Genomic DNA, 14,252 nt, shown 5'->3' on the forward strand with positions numbered 1-14,252 from the left:
CGCCAAGGCGCCGCCACAACGGAGGAATCAAAGGACGTGAAGCCCGTGCGATACGCTTATGGATTGACGACGGCGCTCCTTCTCGGGGGCGCGACCCTTTCACTGACAACCGGCTTTCCCGCCGGGGCGCAGGTCGCCCAGAACGAAGCGAGCCAGATATCGAAAGTGGTCCCGAAAGCCGGGGCCCCTGCCAGCTTTGCCGACCTGACCGCGCAGCTGGCCCCCGCGGTGGTCAACATCTCCACCCGCCAGCGCATCAAGGTGCAGAGCAACAACCCCTTTGCCGGCACCCCGTTCGAAGGCCTGTTCGGCAGTCCGGGCGGCGCCAGCCCGCAGACGCGCGAGGCGCAGTCGCTGGGCTCCGGCTTCATCATCTCGGCCGATGGCTATGTCGTGACCAACAACCACGTCATCACCGCCGAAGGCAAGGGTGAGGTCGAATCGATCACGATCACCATGGCCGATGGCAACGAATATCCGGCCAAGCTGATCGGCAAGGATGCCGCGTCGGACCTCGCGGTGCTGAAGATCGATGCCAAGAAGCCGCTGCCGTTCGTGAAGTTCGGCGATTCGCGCCATGCCCGCGTGGGGGACTGGGTGATTGCCATCGGCAACCCGTTCGGTCTGGGCGGCACGGTGACTTCGGGTATCATCTCAGCCGTCTACCGCAACACCGGCAACGGCGGCGCCTATGACCGCTACCTGCAGACCGACGCCGCGATCAACCGCGGCAATTCGGGCGGCCCGATGTTCGACATGAACGGGCAGGTCATCGGCATCAACAACGCCATCTTCTCGCCCACCGGCGGCAGCGTCGGCATCGGCTTTTCCATCCCGGCGGAAACCGCTGCGCCGATCGTGCAGAAGCTGATCAAGGGCGAGGCCATCGAGCGCGGCTATCTGGGCGTGCGCATCCAGCCGCTGAACGACGATCTGGCCGATTCGCTGGGCCTTGAGCACAACAAGGGCGAGTTCATCCAGGCGGTCGAGCCCAACGGCGCCGCCGCCAAGGCCGGCATCAAGGCCGGTGACGTGATCGTCAAGGTCGGCGGTAAGGAAGTGACCAAGGACCAGTCGCTGTCCTATCTGGTGGCCAACACCGAACCCGGCAGCCGCATCCCGATCGAACTGATCCGCAGCGGCCGCAAGATGACGGTGAACGCCACGGTCGCCAAGCGCCCGAGCGACAAGGAACTGGCCCAGTCGTTCTCCTCCAACGGGGATGACGACGACAACAATCCGTTCAACAATCCGCCCGCCCAGCAGGAACAGGGCGATATCGAGAAGGCCCTCGGTCTTTCGGTCACGCCGCTGACCCCGCAGATCGCACGGCAGCTCGGCGCATCGGACGACACCAAGGGCGTGGTCGTCGTCGCTGTCGATCCCAGTTCGGACGCCGGGCAGAAAGGCCTCTCGCGCGGGTTCATCATCCTGTCCGCCAACGGGCGCGACGTGACCTCGGAAGCCGATCTTGAATCCGCGATCAAGGCCGCCAAGGCCGATGGCCGCTCGGCCCTGCTGCTGCGCGTCCAGCCCCGCGGCCAGTCGCCGGTCTTCGTGCCGGTCCGCATGCGCTGACCGCGCGAACGGCACAGACACACTAAGACGCCCGCCGGTTGATCCCGGCGGGCGTTTTGTTTTGTACGCCTAACCCGGCACGGCGCCTGCACATCTCTCTCTGATTAAAGTTCTTTCACTGCCTGCGGCGCTCCCCGGCGTGTAACGACTCCGGAGTTTCCGCCCGTGTTTTGAAAGGATCAGGATGAAAGCGGCCAGACCATTTCTCCTCGCGGCTCTGTTTCCGGCCGTGCTCGCCAGCCCGGCCAAGGCCGCCGAATGCAGGCTGGGGCTGCTCGTGGATCTTCCTGTCACGATGGACGGATTGCGCCCCAGCGTTCCTGTGAAAGTCAATGGCAGGGACACGGCCTTCTGGCTGGATAGCGGGGCCTTCTTCAGCGTCATGCCCGCCGCCAAGGCGAACGAGCTGGACCTGCCGTTGTCCGCTGCGCCTTTTGGTCTCCGGCTGATCGGAGTGGGCGGTTCCGCCACCGTACAGGTCGCTACCATCAAATCTTTCGGGCTGGTCGGGCAGGAATTGAAGAACGTCCAGTTCCTCGTTGGCGGAACGGACGTGGGCAACGGCCTTGTCGGCCGCAACATTCTGGCCATTGCCGATACCGAATTCGATCTGGCGCACGGCTCGGTCAAGCTTTTCATGCCCCATAACTGCAAGAAGTACGGCATGGCCTACTGGGCCCATGGCAAGCCCTACTTCGTGGCCCCGCTTCTTACCGCCGCGAACAGGCGCGATCACGTGTTCCGTCTGCACGTCACGATAAACGGTGCCAGGATCGATGCGGCGTTCGACACCGGGGCGCCAACCTCGCTGATCAGCCGGAAAGCCGCCGAGCGCGCCGGGATCGATCTTTCCGGTTCCGGGGTTACGCCGGTGTCCAGAATGGGCGGCCTGGGCAGGCATGTCTCCAAGGGCTGGATCGCCCCGGTCGAGAATGTCTCGATCGGCGATGAACAGATACTCAAAACGCATCTTGCCGTGATCGACGGCCCGATCGCGGACACCCCCGAGGCTCCCGACATGCTGCTGGGCGCGGACTTCATGCTGGCACACCACATCTACGTGGCGCGCAGCCAGAAACGGATCTATTTCACATACAGCGGCGGCAAACCTTTCCTGTCCGGATCTTCGCGCATGGCATCGGCTGCAAGCACCGCGGCGGTCCCGCTGCCCCCGGGAACCCAGCGCGTTAAAGCTGTGAAGAACCCCGATACGGAACCCGAAACCGCAGACGAATTTGCCAGGCGCGGCAATGCGCTGGCGGCCCAGAGAGCGTTTCCAAAGGCCATTGCCGACCTGACCGAAGCGATCCGCCTGGAACCCGGCAATGCCGGGTATTACAGCGACCGGGCCAATGCCTATCGCCGCAGCGGCACGGCGGCCAGGGCCCGTGCCGATCTGGACAAGGCCATCGAACTGGATCCCGGCAATGGCGAACTGCTGCGCACACGGGCCTTCAACCGGCTTCGCGATGGTGACAAGGCCGGGGCGCTGGCCGATGCCGAAGCGGCCGCAAAAGCCACCCATTCCGCCTCGCTCGACATTGCGGGGCTGGCGTTCCTGTTCGAGAGCCTGGGGCAGCCGCAACGCGCGGTGTCCATGCTCGACGACGTGATCAAGCTCCACCGCGCCGACGCCCGGCTGGGCAGCCTGCTGAACGGCCGCTGCTGGGCCCGCGCCCTTGCCAACACCGAACTCGGCGAAGCGCTCAAGGATTGCAACAAGGCCATCAAGCGCGATGGCGCCAAGGCCGCCTATCTCGACAGCCGCGGCCTTGTCCATTTCCGGCGGGGAGACATGGCCAAGGCCCTGGCCGACTACGATGCCGCGCTGAAGCTGCAACCCAAACTGGTCTGGTCGCTCTATGTGCGCGGCCTGATCAAGATCCGCCAAGGTGATACCGCCGCAGGCGAGGCTGACAAAGCGGCAGCCACGACGCTCGATCCCAAGATCGCCAAAGACGCCAACCGCTACGGCATCGGCGCCTGAGCCTAGGGAGTGCCTAGGGCGTGCCGTTGCCCGCCGCCCGCGCCGGAGAGGGTGACGGCGAAGGCCGCGGCGCGGTGCCGAGGCCCTGTCCCGGGCGCAGTCCCGGGTCCTGCGCAGGCGCGCCCCGGCCCGTGGCCCGGTCTAGGAAATCGTCGTTGGCAGCAGGCGGCACGTTCCCGTTCTGAGGATCGCCGCTCCTGGGATCATTGTTATCCGGCACCTGCGGCGTGCCCGGCCCGGGCCCCGGTCCGACGGCGCCGTCGTCATAGCGTGGCGGATCCTCGTACTGGGTGCCGGTGCCCGGATGCACGAGGTTGCCGTTCTCGTCGGTGTAGTAATAGTCGTCCGGATCGCCCTGAAGCATCTCATCGTCCGGTTCGAGCTGCCATTCGGGCAACTGCAGCTTGGTATCAAACTGCTCGACCGGGCGATTGGCCACGGCGACGACCATGTAGTCGTGAAAGGCCCGCGCAGGCGCATGGCCGCCGGAAAGGCCGCCCACCCGCTTGGCGTCGTCGCGGCCCATCCACACGCCTGTGGTGATCCCGCTGGAGAATCCCAGGAACCAGCCGTCCTTGTTGGAAGACGTCGTGCCCGTCTTGCCTGCCGTCGGACGCCCGAGCTGCGCAGCGCGGGCAGTGCCGGTGGCAACCGTCGTCTGCAGCAGGTCTGTGATCCCGGCCACGACATAGTGCGGCACCAGCGCCTGCCCCTGCACCGACTTGTGCTGGTAGAGCACATCGCCATTGGCCGCCGTCACCTTGGTGATGCCATAAGGCTCCACCGAGTATCCGCCCGCAGAGACTTCGGCAAAGGCCCGGGTCATGTCGATCACCCGCACTTCGGAGGTGCCCAGCACCATGGCGGGTTGGGTGTTGATCGGGGTGGTGATGCCGAAGCGGCGCGCCATGCTGGCGACCGTGCCGAAGCCCACGTCATTGCCGAGCTTCGCGGCAATGGTGTTCTTCGAATAGGCAAAGGCTGAACGCACGTCGATTTCACCGGCATAGTTGCGCCCGGCGTTGTGCGGGCTCCAGCCATCGATTGTCACCGGCTCGTCCACCACGCGGTCGCTCGGCGTGTAGCCTGCCTCCAGCGCGGCCATGTAGACGAACAGCTTCCATGCCGAACCCGGCTGGCGCAAGGCGCTCGTCGCCCGGTTGTAGTTGGACGTGACGTAATCGGTGCCGCCGACCATCGCCAGAACCGCGCCGTCCTTGTCGAGGCTGACCAGCGCGCCTTGCGCACCCTTGGGCACATCCTTGTCGATCGCGGCGGTCGCGGCTCTCTGCATCTTCGGATCGAGCGTGGTCCACACTTCGATCGGCTCGTTCGTTTCGGGCAGCAGCAGATCGAGCTGCGGCAGCGCCCAGTCGGTGAAGTAGCGGACCGAGTTCTGGCCCTCTTCCTTGGCGATCTTGACCTTGGAAAGATCCGTCGCGTCCGCTTCCGCCTGCGAGATCGCGCCATTCTTGGCCATCAGCCCGAGCACGACCTTGCCGCGATCAATCGACGCCTGGACATCGGCGGTGGGCGAATAGTTGGACGGCGCCTTCACCAGCCCCGCGATGATCGCCGCTTCCGATGTCGAAAGCTCCGTCGCCGGATGGCCGAAGAACTTGCGGCTGGCGGCATCGATGCCATAGGCACCGCCGCCGAAATAGACCTTGTTGAGGTAGAGTTCGAGGATCTGTTCCTTGCTGAACTTGCGCTCCATCGCCAGCGCCAGCACGGCCTCTCGCGCCTTGCGGACATAGCTGCGCGAATTGTTGAGGAAGATGTTGCGCGCCAGCTGCTGTGTCAGTGTGGACGTCGCGGCGATCCGCTTGTCCCCCGTCACGGCCGTATAGACCGCGCGCAGCAGGCCCAGCGGATCGACGCCGAAGTGCGAATAGAACCGCCGGTCTTCCACCGCGACCATGGCCTTCTTCATGATCGGCGGGATCTGGTCGCCCTGCAGCCAGCGGCCATAGCTCGGCCCAAGCGAGACCAGTTCCGTCCCGTCACGCGCGCGCACCACGATCATCTGCCCGTTCTGGCTGCTCTTGAGCGCGCTGTAGCTGGGCAGCTCGCGCATCGTGAAATAGACGGCCGTGCCCAGGAAGATCGCGCCCAGCACTGCGGCGGCCGTGCCCCAGAGGAACAGGCTGCGCAGGATACGGCGCCAGAGCGGCTTTTTCTTTCGGGAGGAAGGGCCGCTCGGCTTGCGGCTCCGGCCGGAATTCTTGGCCATGTGTTAGGAAGAAACCCTTCTAGAAGACAAAGATGTCCGGTCGCTTCCTACACCTTGCACGGCAATTTGTAACCCGGGCTTAACAGCGCCTGCCGGTTCCCCTCCGCCCTTGGTCGAAATCCTGCCCGGCCTAGGACGGATCGACATTCAGAAGATGGCGAGCCGAAAATGGTGATTTTACGCGAGCCGGAGCGCAGCGTACTTCATGTACGTGAGCACCGGAAGCGTGCAAAAGCGCCATTTGCAGGCCGTCAGGGCTGAATGCCGATCCGTCCTAGCGCCTATTCCTCCGGCTGGAAATCCAGCGAAGCGCTGTTGATGCAGTAGCGCAGCCCGGACGGCCCCGGCCCGTCCGGGAACACATGGCCCAGATGCCCATCGCACTTCGCGCAGGTCACTTCGGTGCGGACCATGCCGTGCGAGACATCCCGGTGCTCGGTCACGGCCTCTTCCCCGGCCGGTGCCGTGTAGCTCGGCCAGCCGGAGCCCGAATTGTACTTGGTCCCGGACGAGAACAGCGGCGCGCCGCATCCGGCGCAGAAATACATGCCCTCCGCCTTGTTCTTCTCGTACTTGCCGGTGAAAGCGCGCTCGGTGCCGCCCTCGCGCAGCACATGGTACTGCTCGGGCGAGAGCTTCTCGCGCCATTCCGCTTCGGTAAGATTGAGCTTTTCGGTCATCGTCTCGCTTCTCCTTGCCTGCGAATATGGCCTTTCGGCCCCGGTATTTCCAGTGCAGCGGATATCCCCCGCCCACCTGCGTTCCATGCTAGGATGAGGCGGCGCAGCGGTGAGGAGAAGGACATGGAGCAACCCCACGAACGGGCCCCGATGGGGCAGGGCCCCGGGCTGATCTGGGGCATCGACTTCGCGCCGGGCGAACGGCGCGAGGTGGAAAACTGCAACAGCCCGCATGACGGCTTCGTGCGCTGGCTGCACCTCAACCTGGCCGATCACGGCACGCTGTTGTGGGTGAGGACCACGCCCGAGCTCTCCCCCGCCGCGCGCGAGATCCTGCTCTCGCAGGACAAGCACCAGCGCGCCTTGGTGGAGGCCGAGACCGTCGCCTGCGTGCTCCACGATTTCGAGCGCGATTTCGACGTGCGCGACACCGGCCGTATCGGCGCGCTGCGCGTGGTGCTGACGCCGGGCCTGATCGTCTCGGCCCGGCACCACCCGATCGGCTCGGCCGACATTGCCCGCAAGCGGCTGCGCGACAGCGAGATCGTCACTTCGCCCGCGCGCGGGCTGGACCTGATCGTCGGCGCCATCCTCGAAAACTTCGCCCGCATCACCGGCAGCCTCTCTTCCGAAGTGCAGGCAGCGGAGGATGCGCTGGTGGAGGAACGGCAAGTGCCCAGCGGCCACCGGCTGATGGACATCCGCCGCCGCCTCGCCCAGTTGCACCGCATGCTGGAAGGCATGCAGAGCGTGTTCCGCCGCCTCGAACTCGACGAGGACTTGCCCGAGGACATCCTGCCCACCGTCGAAAAGCTCTCGCAGCGGGTGCAGGGCGCGGACGGCGATATCCAGAGCGTGCTCAGCCAGCTTCGCGCGGTGCGCGACGAAATCAACGACCAGTCCAACCTGCGGATGAACCAGAACCTCTATATCCTTTCGGTGATGACCGCCCTGCTGCTGCCGACCACTCTGGTGACGGGCATTTTCGGCATGAACACCGGCGGCCTGCCGCTGACCGGGCGCGACGGCACGCTGGGCGCCACGCTGGTTGCTGCGGGGGCCGCGCTGGCAACCTACCTGTTCCTGCGGACGCGCGGGTTCTTCCGGTAGAGCGCGCGTCGCTTGTCCTTACGAGAGCGGCGCGACCTCCAGCACCACGCCATCATGCCCGGCCACGCGCAGGCGCGTGCCCACCGGGGCGTCCGCGCCCTTGGCCAGCCATTCGCTGTCGCCCAGCTTGACCCGGCCCTGTCCGCCTTCGATGGCCTGCGTCACCACCACCGTCTCGCCGACCACGCGGGCGCCGCGGTCGTTCATCTTGGGATCGGCGCTCTCCACCGGATGGCGGGCGATATAGCGGCGGCCGGTGAACACGGCGGCGATCGACAGCACGGCGAAAAGCACGATCTGCAGCGGCACGCCGACCGGCACGATCCAGGCGACCAGCCCCGTCACCAGCGCCGCCGCCGCCATCCAGATCAGGAAGACGCCGGGAATCGCCATTTCGGCCACCGCGAGAATCAGCCCCAGCGCCAGCCAGGTGTAGTGAAACTCGAAGTCTCCCAGCACGTCCATCACTGCCCCCGGCCCGCAGGCGGCACGCTGGAACGGCCGGAAGCGCCCTTGTCATTGCCGCCCAGCGCTTCCTTGGCCAGTTCGCCGATGCCGCCGAGCGTCCCGATGAGCTGGGTCGCCTCGACCGGGAACAGGATCGTCTTGGCATTGGGCGAGGTCGCGAAGGCCTGCACCGCTTCGGTGTACTTCTGCGCGACGAAGTAGTTGATGGCCTGACTGCCGGACTCGGCAATCGCGCTCGATACCATCTGCGTTGCCCTGGCTTCCGCCTCCGCCGAACGCTCGCGCGCCTCTGCGTCGCGGAAAGCGGCTTCGCGGCGGCCTTCGGCTTCGAGGATCGCGGATTGCTTCTCACCCTCGGCGCGCAGGATGTTGGACGCGCGGTCGCCCTCCGCCTCCAGGATTTCGGCGCGCTTGACGCGTTCGGCCTTCATCTGACGGGCCATCGCTTCGGAAATGTCGAGCGGCGGGCGGATATCCTTGATCTCCACGCGGGTGATCTTCACGCCCCACGGCGAGGTCGCATGATCGACTACCGCGAGCAGCCGCGCGTTGATCTCGTCGCGCTTGGACAGGGTCTCGTCGAGGTCCATCGAGCCCATCACCGTGCGCAAGTTGGTGGTGGTGAGCGCCATGATCGAGGCATAGAGGTTGTGTACCTCGTAAGCCGCCTTGCCCGCGTCCAGCACCTGAAAGAACACCACCGCATCGACGCCGACCATGGCATTGTCCTTGGTGATGATCTCCTGCCCCGGAATGTCGAGCACCTGCTCCATCATGTTCACTTTCTGGCCGACCCGGTCGACGAATGGGATGATGAGGTGCAGCCCCGGCTCGGCCGCCAGCGTGAACTTGCCCAGCCGCTCGATCGTATAGACGTAGCCCTGCCTGACGACGCGCACGCCCATCATCAGGAACACCGCTACCACGACGATCAACGCGATCAGCGTACTTCCGATACCCGCCATACCCAGCTCACTTTCCCATCTTATCGAAGGGCGATCCTAGCGGGCGCGGGCCGGGCGGCAAGCAAAACCGGGAATGCCCGGAGCAGGCATTCCCGGAACGCGCTTTTACAGCTTGGCGTAGAGCGCCAGCATCCGCTTCCACGCCTTGTCCGCCGCATTGGGATCGTAAGCCGGGGAATCCGCGACGCACCAGCCGTGATCGGCGGGATAGACCTCGATCTCGGCCGGGCGCCCGGCGGCATCGGCGGCCTTGCGCAGCATGGTCTTCTGCTCGGGCTGGCGTTCGTCGTCGTTGCGCGCGATTGCGAAAAGGAAGCTGGCCTGCGTCTTGGCCAGAAGCTGATCCGGGCTGTCCGGCATCCCCGTCACCAGCCCCGCGCCATGGAACGAGGCTGCCGCCTTTACTCGCGCGGGCACGGCCGCCGCCGCGCGCACCGTGAACGGGCCGCCCATGCAATAGCCGTTGGAGCCGATCCCGCGCGCCGTATCGACTTCGCCCTGCTGGTCGAGGAAAGCCACGAAGGCCTGCGCATCGCGCGTGATCGCCGCCGGATCGAGCAATTCGCGCATCGGCCGGATCTTCTCCGGCCCTTCCGCCGTGCGGTATTCGGAAAAGCTCTGCATGACCGGCGCCGGGGCGGAGCGGTAGTACTGATTGACCACCAGCACTGCGTAGCCTTCCGCAGCCAGCCCGCGCGCCATGATCTTGAAGGCGTCACGCAGCCCGGCGATGTCCGGCCACATCACCACGCCGGGATGCGTGCCCTTGGCCGGATGCACGAAAAAGGCATCGCACACGCCGTCCGCCGTGGTGATCGAGACCATCTTCTCGCTCACATCGCTGCCCCCGCTGGCCTTGACGGCGCTCCCCGAACACCCGGCCAGCGCCAGCCCGGCCGCGCTCAGCGCCGCGAACTGGCGGCGGTCCAGCCCGCGCCGCTCCAGAGCGGCCTCTTCTGCCGAAACGGTAAATTCGTCACACATGCTGAATTCTCCAGTCTTGCCCCCGGCACCGGGCAGGCTAGCCTGTACCGGCCCCGCAGACGAGCCCGGAGTTGAAATGACGGAATTTTCACAGGATCCCCAGGACATCGCCTGCTGGCAGCGCATCGATGCGCGGATCACCACGTCCGGGCGCCTGTCTCCCGCCGATCCGCAGCGGCTGGCCGCGCTGGGGGTGGCGCGGGTGATCAATCTGGCACTGGCCGATTCCCCCGGCGCGCTGGCGGACGAGGCCGCCCTGATGGCCGCTGCCGGACTGGCCTACGACCATATCCCGGTGCCGTTCGATGCGCCGGGCGAGAGCCATCTTGCCGCTTTCTCTCGCGCCATGGAAGACGCAGGCGAAAGTGCCGTCCACGTCCACTGCATCATGAACTGGCGCGTCTCGGCGTTCCTCTACCGCTGGAACCGGGCGCAGGGCATGGATGAGCAAGAGGCCCGCGCGCTGATGCACAGGCAATGGAATCCCACCACCAGCACGAACCAGCACGCGCCCGCCTGGGCGCGGTTCGTGGACGGCGGCTAAGAGTGCGTTTGGAAATTCGCTGGGCGCGAATTTCGCGGCACCAGCCCGCCCCCTATCCGGCCGTAACGATCCGGTTGCGGCCCTGCGCTTTCGCGGCATAGAGCGCCACGTCCGCCGCCTTGAGCGCATCGCGGCTCGATGGATAGGCAAAGACATCGGCAACCCCGGCCGAAAAGCTGATCTGCCCGATCGGCTCGTCGCTCTGACGGTTGACGAAGCTGCGTTTGGCGAAAGTCTCGCGCACTTCGTCCAGCCGTAAAGCGGCCTCCACTTTGTCCAGCCCGCGAAAGAGCATGACGAATTCCTCGCCGCCGTGGCGGGCGACATGGCAATTGTCGTCGCTGATCTTGGCCAGCGCACCCGCAATGGCCTGAATCACCCGGTCGCCGGTATCGTGGCCGTGAATGTCATTGATGCGCTTGAAGTTATCGATGTCGCAGAAAGCCACGCTCAGCGCTTCATGGCGCCTCTCCGCCTCGGCATACTGGCGCGTGAGCAGGCCTTCGAAGGCCCGGCGGTTGGGCAGGCCGGTAAGGTGATCGTGATCGGCATCGCGCCGGGCCTTTGCCAGGCGGCGGCGCAGCGCCGCGGCCTCGCGCTCGCTGCGGTGCATTTCCTGCTCAAGATGCTGGGTGCGCTCCAGCATCGCCATGGCCAGCGTCGCCAGATTGCGGATCTCTTCCCGCTCCTGCATCTCGCTGGCCTTTTCGACGTGCACCTGCATCTCGCTGGAATACTGTGCAGCCGTCTTGCGGGCGTCGCGGCTGGTGGAGGCAAAGTCTTCCAGAGAGCGGTCCAGCTTGTCGGCGATTCTGGCGATCGTATCGCTGGTGCCGCCGCGCTGCTCGTCGATCCAAGTCTGGGTGACGGGATGCCCTTCGGCACGCAGCTCGGTGTATTTCTGGGCCACGGCCGGGGTGCTGCCCGAACAGATGCCGAATGCGGCGGTCAGATTGGCCTCGGAGATGTCCAGATCGTTGCCGATCAGGAAGGTACCGATATCGTCGATAAGCTGCTGGCGAGCCAGATCGCGCGCGCTGGCACCGCTGGCCTTGCCATGCGGCTTTCCGCTATCGGGCCCTTCCGCATTCCGGCCTAGACCGAGCAACCCCTTGAGCATTACCCCCCTCTTTCCGCGAACTGGCAAACGGCAGACACAATCGATTGTAGAATGCCACTGGCGGCATCCCGGTCTTCGGGGATGGAGCCATAGGAGAGAACCAGGGGGAGCGGCAACACTTATACGCTGGTATAGCCGATTTCACCCACCCGCACTGCCTCGGTTCCGGGGCAGACCGCCCTTTCAATCCGCGAAATTCAGCTCCAGATTCACCGCATTGGGATCGGTAACAAAAACCTGCCGCAGCCCCAGATGGCGCTTGTCGCTCACCCGGTGGGCAAGGCCCATTTCCTCCAGCTTCGCGACCGCCTGATCGAATCCGGTGCATTTGAAGGCGACATGATGCACGGCATTGGTCGGCGCGCCCGGCATATATTCGGCGTAGCGCTCCATCGCCGGGTCCTTCCACACCAGATGGATGATCGCGTTCCCGTGCCCGTCACGCATCCAGGCGCCCTTGAAATTCTTCGGGATCGCCGGATTTTCGGTACGGGTCAGCCCCAGCAGCCGTTCATAGAACTGGGCGGTCCTGTCGAGATCATCCGTCAGGATGTTGACGTGATCGAGGCCGCTGACGTGCATGGCGTGCTCTCCCTTTCCTGCCTGCCAACCTCGGCCAACTGGCCCTCCAGCGCAAGCGGGAACGCGAAAGATCAGCTTTGGAACACCACCGTGCGGCTGCCGTTGATCAGCACCCTGTCTTCCAGATGCAGGCGCACCGCTTCGGCCAGCACGCGGCGTTCGATATCGCGGCCCTTGCGTACCATGTCCTCGGGCGTGTCGGCATGGGTGACGGGTTCGACATCCTGATGGATGATCGGCCCTTCGTCGAGATCGGCGGTCACGTAGTGCGCGGTGGCGCCGATCATCTTCACCCCGCGCGCGTGCGCCTGATGATAGGGCTTGGCGCCCTTGAAGCCGGGCAGGAACGAGTGGTGGATATTGATGCAGCGCCCCGACAGATACGCCGCCATCTCGTCCGAGAGGATCTGCATGTAGCGCGCCAGCACCACCAGTTCGGCGCGTGTCTCTTCCACCAGCGCGCGGATCTGCGCTTCCTGCTCCGCCTTGGTCTCTTTGGTGACCGGCAGGTGGTAGAACGGGATGTCGCCGCCCAGCATCAGCGAATTGATCGCCTCGCGCGGGTGATTGCAGACGACGCCGACGATCTCCATCGCGATCTCGCCGATGCGCTGGCGGTAGAGCAGATCGGCCAGACAATGGTCGAACTTGCTGACCAGCAGCAGCACCCGGCGCGGCCGGTCGCGCCGCAGCATCGACCAGGCCATGCCGTATTCGTGCGCGATCCGGCCGAAGCCCTCGCGCACTTCCTCGCGGTCGGCCTCGCCGGGATCGAACGCGACGCGCATGAAGAACTTGTCTTCATCGAGATCGTTGAACTGCTGCGCCTCGATGATGTTGCAGCCCATCTGCATGAGATAGCCGGTCACGCGGGCGACAATGCCCGGCCGGTCGGCGCAGGACAGGGCGAGGATCAGCGGTTCGGACATGAGGCTGCCCTCAGGCGCCCGCGCGGTTGGTCAGCGCCGCTTCGCTTTCAGCCATGAGCGCGGCGATGATATCGGCCACCGGCTCTTCCGCGCGAACCATGCCGACCGACTGCCCGGCCATGACCGAGCCGCTTTCCACGTCGCCATCAATCACCGCGCGGCGCAGCGCGCCGGCCCAGAAGTGCTCGATCTGGAGCTGCGCCTCGCCCATGTCGACTTCACCGGCATCGAGCAGGCGGGCGACTTCGATCTGCTTGGCCGTGAATTCCTCGGTGCCCTTGTTCTTGAGCGCGCGCACCGGGATCACCGGCAGGCGCGGATCGACCTGCACCGAAGCAATCGCATCGCGGGCCGAAGCGCGGAAGAACATCTTCTTGAAATCGGGATGCGCGATGGATTCGCTGGCGCAGGCAAAGCGGGTGCCGAGCTGCACGCCCGCCGCGCCCATTTCCAGATAGCCCGCCATCGCCTCGCCCCGGCCGATACCGCCCGCGACGAAGACGAGATTGTTCGCCGCCAGCCCCGGCAGGATTTCCTGCGCGAGGACGGAGGTCGAGACCGGACCGATGTGGCCGCCCGCTTCCATGCCCTCGATCACCAGCGCATCGGCGCCCGAGCGCAGCAGCTTTTTGCCCAGCGCCAGCGTCGGCGCGAAGCAGAGGACTTTGGCGCCGTTCTGCTTGATCGCCTCGACACTACCCTTGGGTGGAATGCCGCCTGCCAGCACGACATGCGAGACGCCATGCTTCGCGCAGACCTCGATCAGCTCGAACAGCTGCGGGTGCATGGTAATGAGGTTCACGCCGAACGGCTTGGCTGTGAGCGCTTTGGTCGCCGCGATTTCGGTATCGAGCAGTTCGGGCGTCATCGCGCCGCAGGCGATCACGCCGAAGCCGCCGGCATTGCTGATCGCCGAGACCAGATTGCGTTCCGACACCCACGACATCGCACCGCACAGGATCGCGGTCTCGCTGCCGAGGAACTCGCATCCGCGCGCCATCAGCGCGGACGTCTTTGCATATGCGGGCATCGAAGCTCCCTGAACCCGTGGCACGTAGTCTGGCACCGGGTC

The 14,252-nt window shown here is 65.4% G+C and carries 13 protein-coding genes; 4 read left to right on the plus strand and 9 right to left on the minus strand.

Annotated features, from left to right (window positions below; genetic code table 11):
- Positions 1 to 45: 45 nt before the first annotated feature.
- Both MTR66_RS08820 and MTR66_RS08825 read left to right on the plus strand, forming a co-directional pair.
- Positions 46 to 1,578: a Do family serine endopeptidase gene (locus MTR66_RS08820; RefSeq protein ID WP_243920230.1), complete on the plus strand. Its 1,533-nt coding sequence runs from the start codon at positions 46 to 48 to the stop codon at positions 1,576 to 1,578.
- Positions 1,579 to 1,762: 184 nt separating this feature from the next.
- Complete coding sequence (locus MTR66_RS08825; protein ID WP_243919871.1) at positions 1,763 to 3,565, plus strand: aspartyl protease family protein; 1,803 nt, start codon at positions 1,763 to 1,765, stop codon at positions 3,563 to 3,565.
- Positions 3,566 to 3,578: 13 nt separating this feature from the next.
- On the opposite strand, the gene MTR66_RS08830 is transcribed toward MTR66_RS08825, so the two are convergent.
- The gene (locus tag MTR66_RS08830) at positions 3,579 to 5,798 is read right to left on the minus strand and encodes a transglycosylase domain-containing protein (RefSeq protein ID WP_243919874.1); all 2,220 of its coding nucleotides are present in this window, start codon (positions 5,796 to 5,798) and stop codon (positions 3,579 to 3,581) included.
- Between the two features lie 281 nt (positions 5,799 to 6,079).
- Positions 6,080 to 6,478, minus strand: a complete 399-nt coding sequence (gene msrB / locus MTR66_RS08835) for a peptide-methionine (R)-S-oxide reductase MsrB (protein ID WP_243919876.1) — start codon at positions 6,476 to 6,478, stop codon at positions 6,080 to 6,082.
- A gap of 123 nt (positions 6,479 to 6,601) precedes the next feature.
- On the opposite strand from msrB, the gene MTR66_RS08840 reads away from it, so the two are divergent.
- Entirely contained in the window at positions 6,602 to 7,588 is a 987-nt protein-coding gene (locus MTR66_RS08840) for a CorA family divalent cation transporter (protein ID WP_243919878.1), read from the plus strand.
- Between the two features lie 18 nt (positions 7,589 to 7,606).
- Here the strand turns inward: MTR66_RS08840 and MTR66_RS08845 are convergent, their stop codons facing one another.
- The 3 genes from MTR66_RS08845 to MTR66_RS08855 all read right to left on the minus strand — a co-directional run bounded on the left by MTR66_RS08845 (position 7,607) and on the right by MTR66_RS08855 (position 10,005).
- The gene (locus MTR66_RS08845; protein ID WP_243919880.1) at positions 7,607 to 8,053 is read right to left on the minus strand and encodes an NfeD family protein; all 447 of its coding nucleotides are present in this window, start codon (positions 8,051 to 8,053) and stop codon (positions 7,607 to 7,609) included.
- Positions 8,053 to 9,021, minus strand: coding sequence for an SPFH domain-containing protein (locus tag MTR66_RS08850; RefSeq protein WP_243919881.1), 969 nt, complete (start codon positions 9,019 to 9,021; stop codon positions 8,053 to 8,055). Before MTR66_RS08850 ends, MTR66_RS08845 begins: the two co-directional genes overlap by 1 nt.
- Before the next feature lie 105 nt (positions 9,022 to 9,126).
- Positions 9,127 to 10,005, minus strand: coding sequence for a dienelactone hydrolase family protein (locus tag MTR66_RS08855; RefSeq protein ID WP_243919884.1), 879 nt, complete (start codon positions 10,003 to 10,005; stop codon positions 9,127 to 9,129).
- Between the two features lie 76 nt (positions 10,006 to 10,081).
- On the opposite strand from MTR66_RS08855, the gene MTR66_RS08860 reads away from it, so the two are divergent.
- The gene (locus tag MTR66_RS08860; RefSeq protein ID WP_243919885.1) at positions 10,082 to 10,549 is read left to right on the plus strand and encodes a protein-tyrosine phosphatase family protein; all 468 of its coding nucleotides are present in this window, start codon (positions 10,082 to 10,084) and stop codon (positions 10,547 to 10,549) included.
- Positions 10,550 to 10,601: 52 nt separating this feature from the next.
- Here the strand turns inward: MTR66_RS08860 and MTR66_RS08865 are convergent, their stop codons facing one another.
- The 4 genes from MTR66_RS08865 to MTR66_RS08880 all read right to left on the minus strand — a co-directional run bounded on the left by MTR66_RS08865 (position 10,602) and on the right by MTR66_RS08880 (position 14,210).
- Complete coding sequence (locus MTR66_RS08865; RefSeq protein WP_243919886.1) at positions 10,602 to 11,669, minus strand: GGDEF domain-containing protein; 1,068 nt, start codon at positions 11,667 to 11,669, stop codon at positions 10,602 to 10,604.
- 183 nt (positions 11,670 to 11,852) lie between these two features.
- A complete protein-coding gene (locus MTR66_RS08870) occupies positions 11,853 to 12,251 on the minus strand; it encodes a VOC family protein (protein ID WP_243919887.1) in 399 nt (132 codons plus the stop codon).
- Between the two features lie 71 nt (positions 12,252 to 12,322).
- On the minus strand, positions 12,323 to 13,180 hold the full coding sequence (purU, locus tag MTR66_RS08875; protein ID WP_243919888.1) for a formyltetrahydrofolate deformylase: 858 nt from the start codon (positions 13,178 to 13,180) through the stop codon (positions 12,323 to 12,325).
- A 10-nt stretch (positions 13,181 to 13,190) separates the two neighbouring features.
- Entirely contained in the window at positions 13,191 to 14,210 is a 1,020-nt protein-coding gene (locus tag MTR66_RS08880; protein ID WP_243919893.1) for an NAD(P)H-dependent flavin oxidoreductase, read from the minus strand.
- Positions 14,211 to 14,252 lie beyond the last annotated feature (42 nt).

This window comes from Novosphingobium beihaiense (assembly GCF_022832375.1).
GTDB lineage: Bacteria > Pseudomonadota > Alphaproteobacteria > Sphingomonadales > Sphingomonadaceae > Novosphingobium > Novosphingobium beihaiensis.

Coding starts and splice junctions, on each gene's coding strand:
- MTR66_RS08840 (WP_243919878.1), top strand. CDS start 6,602: ATGGAGCAACCCCACGAACGGGCCCCGATGGGGCAGGGCCCCGGGCTG.
- MTR66_RS08855 (WP_243919884.1), bottom strand. CDS start 10,005: ATGTGTGACGAATTTACCGTTTCGGCAGAAGAGGCCGCTCTGGAGCGG.
- MTR66_RS08860 (WP_243919885.1), top strand. CDS start 10,082: ATGACGGAATTTTCACAGGATCCCCAGGACATCGCCTGCTGGCAGCGC.
- msrB (WP_243919876.1), bottom strand. CDS start 6,478: ATGACCGAAAAGCTCAATCTTACCGAAGCGGAATGGCGCGAGAAGCTC.
- MTR66_RS08870 (WP_243919887.1), bottom strand. CDS start 12,251: ATGCACGTCAGCGGCCTCGATCACGTCAACATCCTGACGGATGATCTC.
- MTR66_RS08880 (WP_243919893.1), bottom strand. CDS start 14,210: ATGCCCGCATATGCAAAGACGTCCGCGCTGATGGCGCGCGGATGCGAG.
- MTR66_RS08850 (WP_243919881.1), bottom strand. CDS start 9,021: ATGGCGGGTATCGGAAGTACGCTGATCGCGTTGATCGTCGTGGTAGCG.
- MTR66_RS08865 (WP_243919886.1), bottom strand. CDS start 11,669: ATGCTCAAGGGGTTGCTCGGTCTAGGCCGGAATGCGGAAGGGCCCGAT.
- MTR66_RS08830 (WP_243919874.1), bottom strand. CDS start 5,798: ATGGCCAAGAATTCCGGCCGGAGCCGCAAGCCGAGCGGCCCTTCCTCC.
- MTR66_RS08845 (WP_243919880.1), bottom strand. CDS start 8,053: ATGGACGTGCTGGGAGACTTCGAGTTTCACTACACCTGGCTGGCGCTG.
- MTR66_RS08825 (WP_243919871.1), top strand. CDS start 1,763: ATGAAAGCGGCCAGACCATTTCTCCTCGCGGCTCTGTTTCCGGCCGTG.
- purU (WP_243919888.1), bottom strand. CDS start 13,180: ATGTCCGAACCGCTGATCCTCGCCCTGTCCTGCGCCGACCGGCCGGGC.